Origin of the sequence: Lentzea sp. NBC_00516, assembly GCF_036346835.1 — a bacterium.
In the GTDB taxonomy this organism is placed as follows: domain Bacteria; phylum Actinomycetota; class Actinomycetes; order Mycobacteriales; family Pseudonocardiaceae; genus Lentzea; species Lentzea sokolovensis.
The window spans coordinates 4,908,073-4,925,873 of record NZ_CP107840.1; the positions used below are offsets into that span (position 1 = coordinate 4,908,073).

Annotated in this window: 20 protein-coding genes and 1 pseudogene; 10 read left to right on the forward strand and 11 right to left on the reverse strand. The window is 68.8% G+C overall.

All coding sequences use genetic code 11. The features are described from left to right. Positions 1-288: 288 nt before the first annotated feature. Together OG205_RS21300 and OG205_RS21305 are read right to left on the reverse strand one after the other, a co-directional pair. Complete coding sequence (locus OG205_RS21300) at positions 289-1,050, reverse strand: DUF3159 domain-containing protein (protein WP_330277986.1); 762 nt, start codon at positions 1,048-1,050, stop codon at positions 289-291. Beyond that, entirely contained in the window at positions 1,047-1,412 is a 366-nt protein-coding gene (locus tag OG205_RS21305; RefSeq protein WP_036013248.1) for an OB-fold nucleic acid binding domain-containing protein, read from the reverse strand. The genes OG205_RS21300 and OG205_RS21305 overlap by 4 nt, the downstream gene beginning before the upstream one ends. An 84-nt stretch (positions 1,413-1,496) precedes the next feature. Here OG205_RS21305 and OG205_RS21310 point away from each other — a divergent pair, with 84 nt between their 5' ends. Then, on the forward strand, positions 1,497-2,153 hold the full coding sequence (locus OG205_RS21310; protein WP_330277987.1) for an alpha/beta fold hydrolase: 657 nt from the start codon (positions 1,497-1,499) through the stop codon (positions 2,151-2,153). Here OG205_RS21310 and OG205_RS21315 read toward each other — a convergent pair. Both OG205_RS21315 and dut read right to left on the reverse strand, forming a co-directional pair. Continuing rightward, positions 2,150-2,767: a DUF3710 domain-containing protein gene (locus OG205_RS21315; protein ID WP_330277988.1), complete on the reverse strand. Its 618-nt coding sequence runs from the start codon at positions 2,765-2,767 to the stop codon at positions 2,150-2,152. The two genes, OG205_RS21310 and OG205_RS21315, sit on opposite strands and share 4 nt — an antisense overlap. Before the next feature lie 4 nt (positions 2,768-2,771). After that, on the reverse strand, positions 2,772-3,245 hold the full coding sequence (dut, locus tag OG205_RS21320; protein ID WP_319978224.1) for a dUTP diphosphatase: 474 nt from the start codon (positions 3,243-3,245) through the stop codon (positions 2,772-2,774). A gap of 24 nt (positions 3,246-3,269) precedes the next feature. On the opposite strand from dut, the gene OG205_RS21325 reads away from it, so the two are divergent. Then, positions 3,270-3,731: a DUF3093 domain-containing protein gene (locus OG205_RS21325; protein WP_330277989.1), complete on the forward strand. Its 462-nt coding sequence runs from the start codon at positions 3,270-3,272 to the stop codon at positions 3,729-3,731. A gap of 63 nt (positions 3,732-3,794) precedes the next feature. Here OG205_RS21325 and OG205_RS21330 read toward each other — a convergent pair whose 3' ends face one another. Then, a complete protein-coding gene (locus OG205_RS21330; protein ID WP_030474775.1) occupies positions 3,795-4,094 on the reverse strand; it encodes a DUF4193 domain-containing protein in 300 nt (99 codons plus the stop codon). A 421-nt stretch (positions 4,095-4,515) separates the two neighbouring features. Between OG205_RS21330 and cei the strand changes: the two genes are divergently transcribed. After that, positions 4,516-5,244 (forward strand): envelope integrity protein Cei, encoded by a 729-nt coding sequence (gene cei / locus OG205_RS21335; RefSeq protein ID WP_330277990.1) that lies wholly within the window; start codon positions 4,516-4,518, stop codon positions 5,242-5,244. A gap of 104 nt (positions 5,245-5,348) precedes the next feature. On the opposite strand, the gene OG205_RS21340 is transcribed toward cei, so the two are convergent. Next, positions 5,349-6,155, reverse strand: a complete 807-nt coding sequence (locus tag OG205_RS21340; RefSeq protein WP_330277991.1) for an inositol monophosphatase family protein — start codon at positions 6,153-6,155, stop codon at positions 5,349-5,351. Positions 6,156-6,270: 115 nt separating this feature from the next. On the opposite strand from OG205_RS21340, the gene ppgK reads away from it, so the two are divergent. The 6 genes and pseudogenes from ppgK to OG205_RS21370 all read left to right on the forward strand — a co-directional run bounded on the left by ppgK (position 6,271) and on the right by OG205_RS21370 (position 10,315). After that, positions 6,271-7,032, forward strand: a complete 762-nt coding sequence (ppgK, locus tag OG205_RS21345; RefSeq protein WP_330277992.1) for a polyphosphate--glucose phosphotransferase — start codon at positions 6,271-6,273, stop codon at positions 7,030-7,032. A 218-nt stretch (positions 7,033-7,250) separates the two neighbouring features. Beyond that, positions 7,251-8,573, forward strand: a complete 1,323-nt coding sequence (locus OG205_RS21350; RefSeq protein WP_330277993.1) for an RNA polymerase sigma factor — start codon at positions 7,251-7,253, stop codon at positions 8,571-8,573. A 68-nt stretch (positions 8,574-8,641) separates the two neighbouring features. After that, positions 8,642-8,778, forward strand: a pseudogene (locus OG205_RS21355) (nucleotidyltransferase family protein); the annotation flags it as partial. 15 nt (positions 8,779-8,793) lie between these two features. Beyond that, positions 8,794-9,063, forward strand: coding sequence for a nucleotidyltransferase family protein (locus OG205_RS21360; protein ID WP_330278199.1), 270 nt, complete (start codon positions 8,794-8,796; stop codon positions 9,061-9,063). Positions 9,064-9,176: 113 nt separating this feature from the next. Further along, positions 9,177-9,719 (forward strand): helix-turn-helix domain-containing protein, encoded by a 543-nt coding sequence (locus OG205_RS21365; protein WP_330277994.1) that lies wholly within the window; start codon positions 9,177-9,179, stop codon positions 9,717-9,719. A 416-nt stretch (positions 9,720-10,135) separates the two neighbouring features. Further along, positions 10,136-10,315, forward strand: a complete 180-nt coding sequence (locus OG205_RS21370) for a DUF7455 domain-containing protein (RefSeq protein WP_231642793.1) — start codon at positions 10,136-10,138, stop codon at positions 10,313-10,315. A 70-nt stretch (positions 10,316-10,385) separates the two neighbouring features. Here OG205_RS21370 and OG205_RS21375 read toward each other — a convergent pair whose 3' ends face one another. The 4 genes from OG205_RS21375 to OG205_RS21390 form a co-directional block, all read right to left on the reverse strand. After that, positions 10,386-11,540, reverse strand: coding sequence for an ROK family protein (locus OG205_RS21375; RefSeq protein ID WP_330277995.1), 1,155 nt, complete (start codon positions 11,538-11,540; stop codon positions 10,386-10,388). 4 nt (positions 11,541-11,544) lie between these two features. After that, the gene (locus OG205_RS21380; RefSeq protein WP_330277996.1) at positions 11,545-12,975 is read right to left on the reverse strand and encodes a sugar ABC transporter permease; all 1,431 of its coding nucleotides are present in this window, start codon (positions 12,973-12,975) and stop codon (positions 11,545-11,547) included. Between the two features lie 23 nt (positions 12,976-12,998). After that, on the reverse strand, positions 12,999-13,772 hold the full coding sequence (locus OG205_RS21385) for an ATP-binding cassette domain-containing protein (protein WP_330277997.1): 774 nt from the start codon (positions 13,770-13,772) through the stop codon (positions 12,999-13,001). A 77-nt stretch (positions 13,773-13,849) separates the two neighbouring features. Further along, positions 13,850-14,974 carry a sugar ABC transporter substrate-binding protein gene (locus OG205_RS21390; RefSeq protein WP_330277998.1) on the reverse strand — a complete coding sequence of 375 codons (1,125 nt, stop codon included), beginning with the start codon at positions 14,972-14,974 and terminating at the stop codon, positions 13,850-13,852. Positions 14,975-15,220: 246 nt separating this feature from the next. On the opposite strand from OG205_RS21390, the gene OG205_RS21395 reads away from it, so the two are divergent. Then, a complete protein-coding gene (locus OG205_RS21395; RefSeq protein ID WP_330277999.1) occupies positions 15,221-16,009 on the forward strand; it encodes a class I SAM-dependent methyltransferase in 789 nt (262 codons plus the stop codon). 33 nt (positions 16,010-16,042) lie between these two features. Here the strand turns inward: OG205_RS21395 and OG205_RS21400 are convergent, their stop codons facing one another. After that, the gene (locus OG205_RS21400; RefSeq protein WP_245822203.1) at positions 16,043-17,728 is read right to left on the reverse strand and encodes a DEAD/DEAH box helicase; all 1,686 of its coding nucleotides are present in this window, start codon (positions 17,726-17,728) and stop codon (positions 16,043-16,045) included. Positions 17,729-17,801: the final 73 nt, after the last annotated feature.

Sequence of the window (17,801 nt, forward strand, 5' to 3'; positions counted from 1 at the left end):
CTTTGCAATGAGTCTTTTGCGGACGTCCGCAAACATTTTTGCATCCGGGTGGGCGGCGGAGCGAATGAGGACGGGCGAAGACGAGCAGGCGCCGCGCGCCGATATATCGGATATCAGCGTCTGCCGGTCACGCCTGAGCACACGTGGTCGAGTCGCAGGAGACGCTCCTGGCGGCGATCGGCCGGGCGAGCCCGTCGCCGCCGAGCGCCCCTTCACCGACATGCGCACAACAGAACGCGACCGGCGCCCCCAGTGGGAGGCGCCGGCCGCGTCGGAAGTGGAGCGGGGTCAGTCTCTGGACTTGTCGCGGGACTCGGCGTCGACGACGCGCTTGAGCTCGTCCATGTCCGGGGTGAGCAGGTCGTCGGCCGTACGTGCGAGCACGTCCTCGGCCTCGGACTCCGCCTTGACCTTGGCCTCGGCCTCCTCGGCGGCCTTGAGGCGCTTGTCGGCGCGTCGGACCGCCCAGACCGTGGCGAGCAGGGCGATGGCCATCAACGGGTAGCCCATGCCGAGGCGGGCGACGGCGAGCCAGCCGACCTGGTCCTCGTCGTAGAGCCAGCGCTGCACCACGAAGCGGGCGAAGAAGACCAGGGCCCACACGAAGGTCGCGATGTCGTAGTCGCGGACCGAGGCCTTGTCCTCGCGCCAGGAGCGGTCTCTGCCGTTGAGGAACGTCCAGATCACGCCGGCGAGCGGCCGGCGCACGATGATCGACAGCAGAAACGCGCTGCCGTACACGACGCTCTGCCAGATGCCGAAGAGGAAGAACCCCTTGGCCTCGCCTGTCTTGTAGGCGATGAACGCCGCGATGCCCACGCCGAAGACGGCGGAGATCGCGGGCTGGATGGTGCCCTTGCGCACGGCCAGGATCACGCCGATGACGACGGCGGCGGCGAGCGAGCCGATGATCGCGGCCATCAGGTTCTTGGTCGCGAAGTTGATGATCACGAAGACGAGGACGGGCAGCGACGAGTAGAGCATTCCGCTCACGCCGCCCATCTGCTCTAGGACGGTGGGCTGTTTTTCTTCGGTCTCAGCTGAGGTCATGAAGCGTTCTGCAACTCGTAGTAGGGGTTGTAGAGCACCTTGCGCCCGTCGCGCACGGCGATGCGGCCCCGGGCCTTGATCGTCCGACCAGGCTCGATTCCCGCGATGCGACGGCGGCCGAGCCAGACGAGCGTGACGCCCTCGGTGCCGTCGTAGAGCTCGGCTTCCAGAGTGGCGGCCGCGTCCCGGGGGCAGAGCTCCACGCTGCGGAGCCTTCCGAGGACGGTGACCTCCTCACCGGACTTGCAGTCGCAGGCCTTCACCGCGCCGACGGCCTCCGCTTTTCGCGAGAGATCGTCCGCGTCGAGCTCGGTGACGTCGCTGGTCAAGCGACGCACCAAGCGGCGCCAATAGCCGCTCATCCCCGACTCCTGCATTGCTCTGGTGGCCCCGTGGTGTGGGCCGTCTGACAGTGAGGGTACGCACGGGCGACGACAATCTCGGGCGTGCCTGCCGAGACCGTCCTCCTGCTGCCCGGAACCGCCTCCGACGAGGTGTTTGTCCGATCCGTGTTCACCGAGCCGTTGTCGCAGGTCGGTGCCGTTCTCAACGCACCACGCGTTCGCACACTCGGTGAACGGTTGACGGCCCTCGAAAATGCCCCGGCAGGCCACCCGATCGTGGCGGGTGGCGTCTCACTCGGCGCGCACGTCGCCGCGCGGTGGGCCGTGGCCAACCCGGACCGGTGCGCGGGGCTGATCCTGGCACTGCCGGCGTGGTCCGGGGCCCCGGACGAGGCACCGGCGGCGCTCGCGGCCAAAGCCAGCGCGGAGATCGTCCGCACGCAGGGACTCACGACGGCGCTCGCCGGCACGACCGGCTGGTTGCACGACGAGCTGAACCGGGCCTGGCGCGGCTACGGCGACCAACTCGTGCCGCACCTCGAGGAGGCCGCCGAGTCGCTCGCGCCGACGCTGGAGGAGCTGAGGTCGCTGGACGTGCCGACGGGAATCGTCGGGTGCACCGATGATCCGGTGCACCCGATCGCGGTCGCGCGGGCCTGGGCGGAAGCCATCCCACGCGCCGTGCTCGTCACAACGACGCTGAACGCCTACCCGCACGCATTGGGGCGCGCGGTGCAGGCGTGGCAGCGGGCTCGTTAGCCCTCTTGCTGCTGGATGTGCCGGGCGATCGCCTCGGGCAGCTCGACCGGCAGCGGGGTGCGGGGCGGCATCGGCTGCTCGCCACGCACGACCACGGTGCCGCGCAGCATCTCGCGCAGCGCCTGTGCGTTCTGGTCGAAGTGCTCCTCGGGACCGGCCGCGACGCCGCGCAGCATCCACCGCGGGCCGTCGACGCCGACGAAGAGGATCTGCACGCCCTGGTTGCGCGCGGTGATCTCCTCGCCCCACTCGCCGTTCTCCCGGTTGATGCGGGCGCCGTCCTCCTTGAGGCCTTCGATCAGCTCGGCGCCGACCTCGCGCCAGAGACCGCCCGACTTCGGCGCGGCGAACGCGCTGACCGTCAGCTGGCCGACGGACGTGAGGACGTGCACGGCGCGCACGGAGCCGTTCTGCTGGTCCATCTCGACCTGCAGCTGGGCCTCGTCGGGCATCGGCAGCTGCACCGAGCCCAGGTCGAGCCGCTCGACGTCGTCCTGGGGCGCGACCGTCGAGTCCCACGGGCCGTCGACGTCGTCGAAGACCTCGTCGTGCTCGGGACCGGTGTCGACCGCCCCCGAGGAGTGACGACCGCGCTTGCGGCGCCTTCCGAACATGCCCCTACCCCTCCGCCTTCATCCGGGCGAGCACCACGTGCCCGCCGGTCGAGCCATAGCCTCCCGCACCGCGCTCCGTTTCCGGCAACTCGGTGACCTCGCGGAACACCGCGTGCTCGACGCGTTGCACGACGAGCTGGGCGATCCGGTCGCCACGCGACAGCGCGATCGGCTCACGAAGATCATGGTTCACGAGGCAAACGCGGATCTCACCGCGGTAGCCGGAATCGATCGTGCCGGGCGTGTTCACCACGCTCAGGCCGACCCGCGCGGCCAGTCCGGACCGCGGGTGCACGAACCCGGCGAACCCGTCGGGCAGCGCGATCGCGACACCGGTTCCGACCACGGCGCGCTCACCTGGTGGAATGACCACGTCCGACGTGGTGACCAGATCAGCGCCCGCGTCGCCATGACGGGCGTAGGCGGGCACGGGAACCCCCGGATCGAGCCGGGTCAGCAACACCTCGACGCTGGACACGGCGGCCGAGATTACCCTGACGACGTGAGTGAGACTGCCGTGACCGCCACTACGACCTTCCGCGAACGCCTGTACGTGACGTGGTGGATCTGGCCGCTGCCGCTGCTCGCGGCCGCGTTGCTGGCCGCCGAGGTGCACATGGGCTTTCCCGGCGTCCGTTCCTGGCTTCCCTACGTGATCCTGTTGCCGCTGACGATCGTGCTGATCGTGCGGATGGGATCGACGAAGGTGGAGGTCGCGGACGGCGAACTGCGCGCCGGTGACGCGCACATCCCGCTGGAGCTGCTCGGCGAGGTCGAGATCATCGCCGCCGAGGACCGCCGCAGGGTCATGGGCCGCGAACTCGACCCGGCGGCGTTCGTCGTGCACCGGGGCTGGGTGAAGCCGCTCGTGCGGGTGCACGTGAGCGACCCCGAGGACCCGACGCCCTACTGGGTGATCAGCACACGGCATCCGAACGAGCTCGCCGCCGCGATCAAGTCCTGAAAGAACACAACTGGGCGCCACCCGTGAGGGTGAGCGCCCAGTTCTTTCTTCGGCGGACTGAACTCAGGCGCAGTCCCGGCAGATGTACGTGCCGCCGTTGTCCTCGGCGAGCCTGCTGCGGTGGTGCACCAGGAAGCACTTCGAGCACGTGAACTCGTCGGCCTGCTTGGGCAGGACCTTGAACGTGAGCTCCTCGCCGGACAGGTCGGCGCCCGGAAGCTCGAAGTTCTCCGCGCTCGCGTCCTCGTCGACGTCGACGACGCCGGACTGCGTCTCGTTCCGCCGGGCTTTCAACTCCTCGAGGGAGTCCTCAGCGAGTTCGTCCGCCTCGCTGCGACGCGGCGCGTCGTAGTCGGTCGCCATCTTCTTCACCCCTGCGGTCTACGGAGACTGTTCGTGTCGCTGGTTAACGCTCCAGCGACCTCTTTTGTGCCCCACGTCAAGGTGACGTAGGTCTCGCACACCCGGCGGGCAAGCCAACCCCCTTGACGTGACCGTCGGCTTGATCGAAATGTGTGCGGAGCGCGCAGAGGGTAGCTCATTGCCCAGGTGGCTCGTCATCGGGTTACCCCTTACCGACCGGACGGGTGACACAACCTTTCTACGCTGGACCGATACCCTGTGCGGGAGCACGTGTGCTCTGGCGTGCAACCTGGCGCCAGGCCGGTACCGTCCTGACTGTGAGCAATCAGGCCGGTGCTTTCGGTCACGCACGTCAGGGCGCGCAACAGCCGGGCAGGGCCTAGGCTGACCTCAGGGGACGGATCACGGGGAGGACTCGAACGTGGGATCCGCATCGGGAAGCTTGACGCCTTACAAGAGGCGTCGGCCCGTGCCCGCGCTCGTCCTGTTCGCGGTGCTGTTGGTCAGTTCCGTGTTCGTGTGGGTGAAGGTGCTCGGCAACGCGAGCGACGTGGACGCGGCCATCAAGTGCAACGTGCCCGGCAACGTCGCGACGACGACCTCGGCGGTCGCGGGGGCCGATCCGGCCGACGCCACGCCGACGGCACCACCGCCCACTCTCGGCACCGTCCTGGAACACGACGCGCTCGACCGCACGAATCCGGTGCCGGTCGGCGAGGTCAACTTCAAGGTCGTCAACGCCTCGACGCAGCGCAACCACGCCAAGGCCGTCGCGACGATGTTCACCGAGCTCGGCCTGAAGCAGGCGGCCGACCCCGGCAACGACCTGGTCTACCCGGCGGGCGACATGAACTGCCGCGGCCAGATCCGCTTCGGCGCGCCCGGTGCGTCGGCCGCGAGGACGCTGTCGCTGCTGGAGCCGTGCCTGGAACTGGTGCGCGACGACCGCCAGGACGCGACTCTCGACATCGCGATCGGCAAGAAGTTCGACGAGGTCAAGCCGAACAGCGACGCCCGCAAGGTGCTCGACCAGCTCAAGGAGTGGGCCGAGCAGCAGCCGGAGCAGCAGGGCGGTCAGGTCGCCGCGGCCGCCCCGCCGACGCTCAGCGCCGACAGCCTGTCCGGCGCGCGCGACGTCACCTGCTCCTGATCATCTTCGAGCACCGCACCACTGCCCCTTCATGCAATGAACGTTTGCGGACGACCGCAAACGTTCATTGCACAACCGATATATCAGTGTCCTGACCTGCGGTTTCAGACCTCGCCGAAGCCGGACTCGGTGAGCGCGACGTACAGCTCGTCGGCGATGCCGGGCGTGGCGGCGAACGTCGCGTCCTCCCCCAGTTCGGGAGACGAGCCCGGCAGCCGCACGACCGCGCCGGCCTCCGCGGCGATCAGCGCACCGGCCGCCCAGTCCCACCGGCCGAGACCGTGCTCCGTGTAGGCGTCGAGCCTTCCGGCGGCCACCGAACAGAGGTCCAGCGACGCCGCACCGGCCCGGCGCAGGTCGCGCACCCGAGTCGACATCCGCGCCCACGCGTCGGCCTGCCGCTGACGCCGTTCCGGCCGGTAGGCGAACCCGTACCCCAGCAACGACAGGGACAGGTCGGTCGTCGCGGAGACGCGCAACGGCGCACCGTCCAAGAAGGAGCCGTAGCCGCGTGCGGCGGTCCACACGCGGCCGGTCGCCGGTTCCACCACGGCGCCCGCGACGGACTCGCCGTCGAGCTGCGCTGCGATCGACACCGAGTACCAGGGGATTCCGTAGAGGTAGTTGACGGTGCCGTCGATGGGGTCGACCACCCAGGCCAGGCCCTCGACGGCAGCACCGTCTCCCAGGCCGCCTTCTTCCTCGCCGAGCACCGGTTCACCGGGGCGCAACTCGGAAAGACGCGTCCGGACGAGTTGTTCTGAGGCGCGGTCCGCGGCGGTCACCACGTCCGTCGATGTGCTCTTGGTGTCGAACGAGACGACGGCGGAAGCACGCATGCGCTGAACAAGAGCGCCCGCTTCCCGTCCGATGGCCGTCGCGATGTCGACGAGTGGCCGGGGATCGAACACGACCGGTTCCCTCCTGCGTCACTAGCACGGGACTATCGGAGACCGTCAGGCTAATGTCTGCGCACCACAGGTACTGAATCGAAGCAAGCAGGATCGAGTAGGAAGGACCACGGGGATGGGCATCACCCGCGGGTTCGGTGTGGACATCGGCGGCTCGGGCGTCAAGGGCGGCCTGGTCGACCTCGAAGCAGGGGCACTGGACGGCGAACGCTTGCGGATCCCCACGCCCCAGCCTTCGACACCGGAGGCGGTGGCGGAGGTCGTCGCGGAGATCGTCGAGAAGTTCCAGTGGGACGGCCCGGTCGGCGTCACGCTGCCGTGCGTGGTCAAGCACGGTGTCGCCCTCAGCGCCGCGAACGTGGACAAGGGCTGGATCAACTGCGACGCCCAGCGGCTCTTCGCCGAGCGCCTCAAGCGCAAGCCAGAGGACATCGTCGTGATGAACGACGCGGACGCGGCCGGCATCGCGGAGATGTCGTTCGGCGCGGGCGTCGGCAAGAACGGGACCGTGGTGCTGCTGACGTTCGGCACGGGCATCGGCAGCGCGGTGTTCCTCGACGGCAAGCTCGTCCCGAACACCGAGTTCGGCCACCTCCAGGTCGACGGGCACGACGCGGAATCGCGCGCGGCCGCCTCCGTGAAGGAGGACAAGGGCCTGTCCTGGGAGGAGTGGACGCCCAGGGTGACCAGGTACATCAACGTGCTCGAGGACCTCATCTGGCCGGACCTCGTCATCGCGGGCGGTGGCGTGAGCAAGAAGGCGCACAAGTGGTTGCCGTTGCTCGAGGTCCGCACCGAGGTCGTCGCCGCAGCGCTCAAGAACGACGCGGGCATCGTCGGTGCCGCGTGGGCCGCCGCGCACGGCGTCAGGCCTTGACGAGCGTTCGACACCGAAACGTGTCCGACTCGATCTAGCTGCGAGAACGCAGGTGAGAGCGCCTCGAAGCACCTCGGGGCGCAACACCGAGTCACGGACGTCGTTACAATGGAACGCACACCCGCCAAGCAAGATCGGCGGGGAGATCCCCCGAACTCTGGCGACCGAGGTTTCGCGCCCTCTGGTTTGCCGTGAACGACCGTCGCGAAAGGGCGTACGTGGCAGCCGCAGAATCCGCAACCCGACGCTCCAGCTCCGCCGCGAGCGCCGCCAGGACCACCAAGGCGACCGCGGCCGGCGAGGCCGAGGAGAAGCCGAAGCGCAAGACGACCGCTGCGGCAGCGAAGAAGCCCGCAGCCGCCGCCAAGGCCCCGCGCAAGACGGCCGGCAAGGCCGATCCTGCCGCGAAGGGCACCGCCAAGAGCGGCGACGAGCCTGATGACATCGAAGGCGCTCCCGGCGCCGAGGACCTGGTCGAGGACGTCGAGATCGTCGACGAGCCCGTCGTGGACGAGCCCGAGGAGGCGGAGGACACCGCCGACAGCAAGACGGGCGACTTCGTCTGGGACGAGGAGGAGTCCGAGGCCCTGCGCCAGGCGCGCAAGGACGCGGAGCTCACCGCCTCGGCCGACTCGGTCCGCGCCTACCTCAAGCAGATCGGCAAGGTCGCCCTCCTCAACGCAGAGGAGGAGGTCGAGCTCGCCAAGCGCATCGAGGCGGGTCTCTACGCCGCCGAGCGCGTGCGCCGTTCCGAGGAGGACGCGGAGAAGCTCACCCCGCAGCTGCGCCGCGACCTGCGCTGGATCGTCCGTGACGGCGAGCGCGCCAAGAACCACCTGCTCGAGGCGAACCTCCGTCTCGTCGTGTCGCTGGCCAAGCGCTACACCGGCCGTGGCATGGCGTTCCTGGACCTGATCCAGGAGGGCAACCTGGGTCTGATCCGCGCCGTCGAGAAGTTCGACTACACCAAGGGCTACAAGTTCTCCACGTACGCCACCTGGTGGATCCGGCAGGCGATCACCCGCGCGATGGCCGACCAGGCCCGCACCATCCGCATCCCGGTGCACATGGTCGAGGTCATCAACAAGCTCGGTCGCATCCAGCGCGAACTGCTCCAGGACCTGGGCCGCGAGCCCACCCCGGAGGAGCTCGCCAAGGAAATGGACATCACGCCCGAGAAGGTGCTGGAGATCCAGCAGTACGCGCGTGAACCCATCTCGCTGGACCAGACGATCGGCGACGAGGGCGACAGCCAGCTCGGTGACTTCATCGAGGACTCCGAGGCCGTCGTCGCTGTCGACGCCGTCTCGTTCACGCTGCTGCAGGACCAGCTCCAGTCCGTGCTCGCGACGCTGTCCGAGCGCGAGGCGGGCGTCGTCCGGCTGCGCTTCGGCCTCACCGACGGCCAGCCGCGCACGCTGGACGAGATCGGTCAGGTCTACGGCGTCACGCGTGAGCGCATCCGCCAGATCGAGTCCAAGACGATGTCGAAGCTGCGTCACCCGTCGCGTTCGCAGGTTCTGCGCGACTACCTCGACTAGGTCTTACCCAGACATACGCACGCAGCCCCGCACCGGTTCGGTGCGGGGCTGTTGTGTTTTGCTGCGGCATGATTCTCGGCCGGCTGCCGGTGGACGAACAGGTCGACGCGCTGCGCACCACCCTCGCGCGCAACGAGGTCCTCGTGGAGGTGCTGCGCGGCGCCGCGGAACTGGAGCTCCCTGGGTGGTACCTGACCGCCGGGTGCTTGTTTCAGACGGTGTGGAACGTGGTCACCGGCCGCCCGCGGCCATCGACTCGTTCGCGGCGACCACGTGCTGTCTGGGCGTCCGCCTCGAATCCAACGGCAAGTGGCGTGTCTACGCGCCACACGGCCTTGCTGACGTGTTCAACCTCGTCGTCCGTCCCAATCCCGTGCTCGCTCCCAGTGCCGTCTACGAGACCAAGACCGCGCGGTGGCGCGGGCAGTGGCCGGAGCTCACCGTGCTGCCCTGGCCTGAGCAGCCGAGATCGAACGCATCCGAAAGATGAGTACCCCTGTACTCATGTGCCGCCTATGCGTCCGCGACACCATCAAGTGTGTGGCTGTGCCGGAGGGGTGCACAGGGGCAGTTCCGGACAACGGAACGAGGGGGCGGGAAAACATGGGCAGGTCGGTACTCGAAGGGGCTTTCTCCCTGCTGGACAAGCTGACGGACGACGGCGAGCTGGGGCTCACGCAGCTCGCTGATCGCTGCGACATGCCGAAGACGACGGTGCATCGCCTTCTGGAGCAGATGGAGCACCTCGGCGCGGTGGAGAACGTGCGGGGCCGCTACCGCATCGGCGCGCAGATGTTCCGGTTCGGGCAGGCCTGGGAACCTGCTCCCGGCATTCTGCGGGTGGCGCGGCAGCCGTTGCGGGCGTTGTCCGCGACGATCAGGACGTCGACGATCCTCGCGGTGCCGCGGCGGGACCGGGTTCTGGTCGCGGCGGCGAGCATCGTGCGGGCCGAGGACGTGGCCCGGTTGCGGCCAGGGGCGACGGTGCCGGCGGGCATGGAGTTCGTCAGCGCTCCGGTGCGCACGCCGTCCAGCAGCGTCATCGGCACGGTGTGCGCGGTGCTCGACAACGGGCGCAGCGCCACGGGTCTGAGGGAGGCCGTGGGGCATGCCGCACGAGCGATCAGCGCAGCCCTCGCGAGCTGATCGGACGGCCTGAGCAAGCGCTCGATCGGGATTTTGATCACGGTTCCGCGTCCGAATTGTGGGACGTTCGTGACCTGTTCGCGGAGGGCGGACAAGGGCAACCGATATCACACTCTCGGCCGCACGCAACCGACCGGATGGCGCGAACGTGCTGCTCCACCAGCGGGTTTCTGGTTGCTCAGCGTGCGTGTCAAGACGGTGAACCGGTGGCAAACCCAGGTGTAGTCCTGCTGCAGGCGGGTAAATCCGATAGTGACGCGAGTCGCCACGTACACGGGAACACTGACTATCGCCGAAACGTCTGTCAGAGTGGAGCCAGCGAGCACCGCGCACCTGCCAGGGGCGCTGTGGTCGCAGCTTGGTAAGAGGGCACCGGGACACCTCAGTTCCGTTGCCGGGACGGAGGGAGATTCATCATGACTGCAGCACTCACCCGCCCCGAGTTGACCGCTGCCGACCGCTGCGACCGCTGCGGGGCTGCTGCCCAGGTTCGCGCTTTGCTCCCGTCCGGGGGCGAGCTGCTGTTCTGCGGGCACCACGCCCGGGCGCACAGTGAGAAATTGCGCGAACTCGCTGCTGAAATTCAGCAGGGCTGACTTCCACCCCACCTAGCCGCTCGGGGCGGAGATCCTCCAGGGATCTCCGCCCCCTTCGCTTCTCCGGGCTTTACAGCGCGTCCAGGACGGGTTCGAAGGCCAGTTCGGCCGCGCCGACGAGCTTCGCGTCGCGGCCCAGCGGCGAGGTCACGACCTGGGTTCCGCCCACCGCGCGGGAGACCAGGCTGCGCACCTGCACGGCCGCGCTCACCGAGTCCACCACCGACGCCGGCAGCGCCGTGTACAGGTCGCCGAGCACGACGAGCTCCGGGCCGAGGACGTTGACGATGTTCGCGAGCCCCAGTGCGAGCCAGCCGGCGAACTCGTCGAGTACCGACGGGTCGTCCAGCGCCCGCAGTGCCGCGACGACGGCGCCGCGTGGTGCGTCGTCGGGAAGGCCCAGGGCCCGGCACAGCGCCGGTTCGCCCACCTCGGTCTCCCAGCAGCCGTCGCAGCCGCAGTAGCACCGCAGGCCGCGCGGGTTGACCACCATGTGCCCGAGTTCGCCGACGTAGCCGCCGGAGCCGCGCAACGGCTGCCCGGACAGGATCACTCCCCCGCCTACGCCGACGTCCGCGGAGATGTAGACCATGTCCGCGGACTCCCGCGCCGCGCCGCGCACGTGTTCCGCGAGTGCGCCGAGCTCCGCGTCGTTGCCGACCTGGACCGGCAGCTTCAGCACCGCCTCCAGGCGTTTGCCGAGCGCGACACCGGTCCAGTGCAGGTTGGGTGCCTCGTGCACATGCCCGTCGGCGCGTCGCACGACACCGGGCACCGAGACGCCCACCCCAACAGCGGTGGCGTCGAGGTCGTCGGCCATGAGGCGCGCCGAATCGACGATGTGCGTGATGACCTCTCCCGGATCACGCGTCCGGTGCAGGTTCCAGCTGTCCCGCCCCAGGATCTCCCCGCCGAGGCCGACGAATCCCATCGCCACGTGCTCCACGCGCACGTCGATCGCGATGACGACGGCGGCGCTGGGCTGGGGCAGCACGAGAAGGGATGGACGGCCCGCTCCGCTGCGCAGAGCGGGCACGCGTTCGGCGACCACACCGGCTTCGGCGAGGCCGTCCACCAGGGCCTTGATCGTGCTGCGGTTGAGGCCGAGCTCAGCCGCGAGCGACGCCCTGGTGGACGGTCCGTCGATGTGCAGGCGGCGCAGCAGCGCCGTCCTGTTGTGCCTGCGGATCTCGTCGGGACGAGTGCCGGACGTAGGTCCTGTCACCTCGTCAGCGAGCCGACGTGGCCGCCCGGCGGCGGGACAACGCGTCGACGCTCGCGGCGAGCAGCAGGACCAGGCCGGTCACCATGAACACGACGGCGGAGGGCTGCTTGAGCAGGCCCATGCCGTTCGCGATGACCGCCAGTACCGCACCACCAATGACGGCGTCACGCAGCCTGCCCTTGCCGCCGAACAGCGACGTGCCACCGATGACGGCCGCACCGACCGACATCAGCAGGGTGTTGCCGCCACCGGCGTTCGGGTCGACGGAGCCGACCTTGGAGGAGTAGACGATGGCGCCGATCGCCGCCGCCGAGGAGGCGATCACGAAGACGCTCATCCGGATCTTCTCCACGTTGATGCCGGCGCGGCGCGCGGCCTCCTTGTTGCCGCCGACCGCGTAGAGGTGACGGCCGTAGCTGGTGCGGTCGAGCACGAACGTGCCGATCACCAGCAGGACGAGCACCAGCGGCACGACGTACGGCACGCCCGCGATCACCACGAGGGTGCTGGGCGACCGGTTCTGCGTCAGCGCGAAGGTAGCGACCGCGGCGAACAGCGCCAGGCCACCGATCTTGGTCAGGACCAGCGCGGTCGGCTGGGCGACGAGTCCCTTGCGCAGCCGGGTGAAGTGCCGGTTGAGCACGAGGGCCGCGTAGCCGCCGACCGCGACCACGAACAGGATCCACGACCCGGCGGTGCCGATGTTGCCGTTGGCGACCTGGAAGATCGTGTCGTCACGCAGGCCGAGCGTGCCGCCCTGGCCGATGAACTGCAGCACCACACCGCTCCACACGAGGAACAGCGCCAGGGTCACGACGAACGACGGGATGCCGATCTTCGCGACCAGGTAGCCGGTGATGCAGCCGATCGACGCGCCGACGCAGATCGCCAGCAGCATGCCGATCCACGCGTTCGCGGGCACGCCGAGCAGAGCGATGACCAGCGCGATGCCGGACAGCACGGCGCCGGTCCACAGGCGCATCAGCAGCGAGAGGCCGACCGCGAGGACCAGCCAGCCGCAGAAGACGTAGAAGACCCCGTCGCCCATGCCGCCGAGCAGGTTGCCGCCGTGGATCAGGTCCAGCGCCATCACCGAGGCCGTCACGCCGGACGCGGTGCCGGCGGACAGGTCGATCTCGCCGAGCAGCAGCACGAACACCAGGCCCATCGCGATGATGGTGATGCTGGCGCCCTGCTGGAGCAGGTTGGCGAGGTTGCCGAGGGTGAAGAACGAGTCGGACAGCGAGCTGAACACGATGAGCAGCACGATCAGTCCGAGCAGAGCGGGCAGTGAGCCGAGCTCGCCGCCGCGGACGCTGGACCAGTAGTCCCTGATGGCCTCACCGGTGGAACGGGAGGTCGTGTCGATGCCGAAGTCGGAGATGGCGCCCTGTTGGGCAGCCTCCGACTCGTGCGTTTCGGTGGTGTCGGTCATGCTGCTCGCCTCTTCGGAACTCATCAGATCGTCGCCGCCTCGGGGCGGGCGATGCCCAGGTCACCGGAACGGCCGGCGGTGATCAGCTCGACCACCTGGCCGTGGGTGACGTCCTTGGTCGACACGACGGCGGCCATGCGGCCGAGGTAGAGGCACGCGATCTTGTCGGCGACCTCGAAGACGTCGTTCATGTTGTGGCTGATCAGGACGACGCCCAGGCCCTGCTCCGCGAGCCGGCGGACCAGGTCGAGCACCTGGCGCGTCTGCGCGACGCCGAGCGCTGCGGTGGGTTCGTCGAGCAGCACGACCTTGCTGTTCCACAGCACGGCCTTGGCGATCGCCACGGTCTGGCGCTGACCACCGGACAACGACGACACCTGCGTGCGCACCGACTTGACCGTGCGGACCGACAGCGACGCGAGCGTCTTGCGTGCCGCCTGCTCCATGTCCGACTCGTCGAGCAGGCCACCCTTGGTGCGCTCGCGGCCGAGGAACATGTTCTGGACGATGTCGAGGTTGTCGGCCAGAGCGAGGTCCTGATAGACGACCTCGATCCCGAGCTCGGCGGCCTCACGCGGGCCCTTGATGTGGACCGGCTGGCCCTCGAAGAGGACCTCACCCGAGTCTGTCGGGTGGATGCCCGCGATGCACTTGACCAGCGTCGACTTGCCCGCGCCGTTGTCGCCGACGAGGGCGGTGACCTCGCCGGGTTGGACGTCGAGGTCGATGTCGTGCAGGACGTGCACGGGACCGAAGCTCTTGTTGATGCCGCGCAGCTCGAGAATCGGCTCGCTCACTGGGTTTCCTCCGTGGTTACCACGCGGCGAGAGGCGGGGTGCGTCAGACGCGCACCCCGCCTTCACCGCGAGCGGTCTTACTTGATGCCGAGCTCGGTGCAGGCAGCCTGGGTGTCGGCCACGCAGATCTCAGTGGCCTTGACGAAGGCGGCGTCGACGACGGACTTGACCTTGTCCTTGGTGATCAGCTGGGACGTGAGCAGCACGGACTTGACGTCGCGGCTGCCCTTGGTGTCCTTGGTGACGCCCGAGGCCAGCTTGTCGGCGCCGGCGGTGTCGCCCTTGGCCAGCAGACCGGCCAGCTTGGCGGCGGCCTCGGCCTCTTCCTTGATCGGCTTGAACACCGTCATGTACTGGTCGCCGCGGAGCACGGCCTGCAGGCCGTCCGGGGTGGCGTCCTGACCGGTGACCGGAACCTTGCCGTTGAGGCCGACCTTCTTGAGGACCGTGATCACAGCGCCGGCGAGGCCGTCGTTGGCGGCGACGACGCCGTCAACCTTGCCGCCGTTGCCGGTCAGGATCTGCTCGAAGACCTGACCACCCTTCTGGTTGTCCCAGTCGTCGATCGGCTGCGACTGGACGAGCTTGAGCTTGCCCGAGTCGTACAGCGGCTTGAGGATCTTCTTCTGGCCGTCCGCGAAGAGGGTCGCGTTGTTGTCCGTCGGCGCGCCCTCGATCTCGATGACGTTGGCGCCCTGCGGCTTGTCCTTGAGCGCGTCGGCCAGACCCTGGCCCTGCAGCTCGCCGACCTTCACGTTGTCGAACGACACATAGTAGGACGAGGAGCCACCGAGGTTCAGGCGGTCGTAGTCGATGACCTGGATGCCCTGGGCCTGCGCCTTCTTGGCGACGGAGGCACCGACCTCGCTGTTGGGCGTGGCGATGATCAGGACCTTGACGCCGTTGTTGATCATGCCATCGGCGAGGGTGCTGAACTTCTGGACGTCGCCCTGGGCGTTCTGGATGTCGGGGTCGAGACCCTCGGCCTTCAGAGCGGCCTCGAGGAGGGGCTTGTCGAAGCCCTCCCAGCGGGCGGACGTCTTGGTCTCGGGCAGGATCACGCCGACCTTCGCGCCCGTGCCGCTGCCAGTCTTCGTTTCGGTGCTTCCTCCGGTGTTGGAGGAGGTGTTGGCGCCGCACGCCGTAACCGCCAGGGCGAGGCCCGCGGTAACAGCGATGGAAGCGAGAGTCTTGCTGCGCATCCGCCATCCCTTTCACTGCGCTGTGTCACAGAGAATGTTGTGGCGCACAACGTATGCCTGACATATGCGTGACCGGAACCACACTAGATCGATTAAGTCGCAACGATGCGGTAACCCTGGCGAAATTTAGTCACTGAGAGTCGTGAGAGCGTTACCACCACGCTACTGATTCCAGCGGCGATATATCGGATATCGCCCGCGGCGAACACTCGCCTGTCACCTCCAGGACACCCCTAGGTTGGGTGCATGACCGTCGACAAGGAAGCCGCCGAAAGGCTGGCGAACTCGTTCGGTGCCGACGCGGCTCGCTACGACCGCACCCGCCCGGCCTATCCGGACGAGCTGGTGCGGAAGATCATCGAGGTCAGTCCGGGGCCCCGCGTCGTCGACGTCGGCTGCGGCACCGGCGTTCTGTCCCGCCCGCTGCTCGCGGGTGGGTGCGAGGTGCTCGGGGTCGAGCACGACGAGCGGATGGCCGAGTTCGCCCGCGGCACCGGGGTGCCCGTCGAGGTGTCGAAGTTCGAGACCTGGGACCCCGCCGGCCGCGAGTTCGACGCCGTCGTCGCCGGGCAGGCGTGGCACTGGGTCGACCCCGAGGCGGGCCCGCGCCAGGTGGCGCGGGTGCTGCGGCCCGGCGGGGTGTTCGTGGCGCTCTGGCACGTGTTCGCGCCTCCGGAGCCGATCGCCCAGGCCTTCATGGACGCCTACCGGAAGGCGGCGCCGCACATCCCGTTCCGCGTCGGCCAGAGCCGTGAGGAGGCGTTCGACGCCTATCAGGCGGGCTGCGTGCGCACGGGTGAGACGTTCGTCGGCACCGGGGCGTTCTCCCACGCCGACCAGTGGCGGGTGGGCTGGGAGCAGACCTACACGACGGCCGACTACCTCGACCTCATGCTCACCATGGGCCCGATGGCCCTGCTCAGCACCGAGCAGGTCACCGAACTCCTCGACGACGTCGGCGGCGCGATCGACGCGATCGGCGGCCGCTTCACGACGCACTACGACACGCTGGCCGTCGCCGTCACCCGCAACTGATATATCGGATATCGGCTAGCGGAAACCCCCGTGCTACCAGGAGCGCAGGGTCGAGATCCGTTCTTCGAGCTGCTCGATGGTGGCCATCGCGGTCGGTGGCCCACCGCAGTACTCGCGCAGCTGGTTGTGGATCTTGCCGTGCGGCTTCTTCGTGCGGTGGTGGTGCATCGCGACGAGGGTGTTGAGCTCCTTGCGCAGTGACGCGAGGCGTTCCTGCACGCCGACGGGCCTCGCCTCCCGCACCGCGACCTCGGGCTTGGGGCGCTTGGCGGCGGTCGCCATCTGCTCCTCCTGCCGCTGCAGCAGCAGGGTCCGCACCTGGTCGGGCTCCAGCAGTCCCGGCAGGCCGAGGTACTCCTGCTCCTCCTCGGAGCCGGCGAGGGTCGGGGCGCCGAACGACGAGCCGTCGAAGATCACCTGGTCGAGCTCGGCGGTGGTGCCCAGGGCGGTGAAGGCGCGTTCGTCCTCACCGGGTTCGTCCTTGGTCTGATTGGCCGCCGCCATCAGCTCGTCGTCCCAGCCGTCCTTCTCGCGGTGCGGCTTGCCCAGGACGTGGTCGCGCTCGGCCTCCAGCTCGGACGCGAGCGCCAGCAGCACCGGCACCGAGGGCAGGAACACCGAGGCGGTCTCGCCGGGCTTCCGGTTGCGCACGAAGCGGCCGATGGCCTGGGCGAAGAACAGCGGCGTCGACGACGACGTGGCGTAGACACCGACGGCGAGCCGCGGCACGTCGACGCCCTCGGACACCATGCGGACGGCGATCATCCAGCGTTCGTTCGTCGCGGCGAACTCGGCGATCTTGCCGGACGCCTTCGGGTCGTCGGAGAGGACGAGCGTGGGGATGTGGCCCGTGACGCGCTGGAGCACCTGCGCGTAGGCCTTCGCGACGGTCTGGTCGGTGGCGATCACCAGGCCGCCCGCGTCGGGCAGGCCGTTCTCGCGCTTCTGCGTCAGCCGCTGATCGGCGGCGCGCAGGACGGACGCCACCCAGTCGCCGGCCGGGTCCAGGGCGGTGCGCCACGCCCGCGCGGTCTGCTCCTGCGTCAGCGGCTCGCCCAGGCGCGCGGTGAACTCCTCGCCCGCGCTGGTCCGCCACGACGCCTCACCGGAGTACGCCAGGAACAGCACGGGCCGCACCACGCCGTCGCGCAACGCGTCGGAGTACCCGTAAGTGTGATCCGCCTTGGACGTCTTGAAGCCGCCGTTGCTCTCCTCGTACTGCACGAACGGGATCGGCGAGTCGTCGGAACGGAACGGCGTGCCGGTCAGGCAGAGGCGGCGCACGGCGGGCGTGAACGCCTCACGGATCGCGTCGCCCCACGACTTGGCGTCGCCGCCGTGGTGCACCTCGTCGAGCAGCACGAGCGTCTTGCGGTTCTCGGTGCGCACCCGGTGCAACGTCGGATGGGCGGCGACCTGCGCGTACGTGACGGCCACACCGTGGTAGTCGCGGGAGGTCATCGCGTTGGTGTTGCGGAAGTTCGAGTCGATGTGGATGCCCTGCTCGGCGGCCGCTTTCGCCCACTGGTGCTTGAGGTGCTCGGTGGGTGTCACGATCGTGACGGCCTCGATGGTCCGATCGGCCAGCAGCTCGGCGGCGACACGCAGCCCGAACGTCGTCTTGCCCGCTCCCGGCGTGGCGACGGCGAGGAAGTCCTTCGGTTTCACGGCCAGGTACTTGGTCAGCGCGCGGCGCTGCCATGCCCGCAGCGGTCGCATTGCTGCTGTCGCTGTCACAGACGTGTTTCTCCTCATTTATGCAGGTCAAACAAGGTAATGCCCTCAGGCGGAC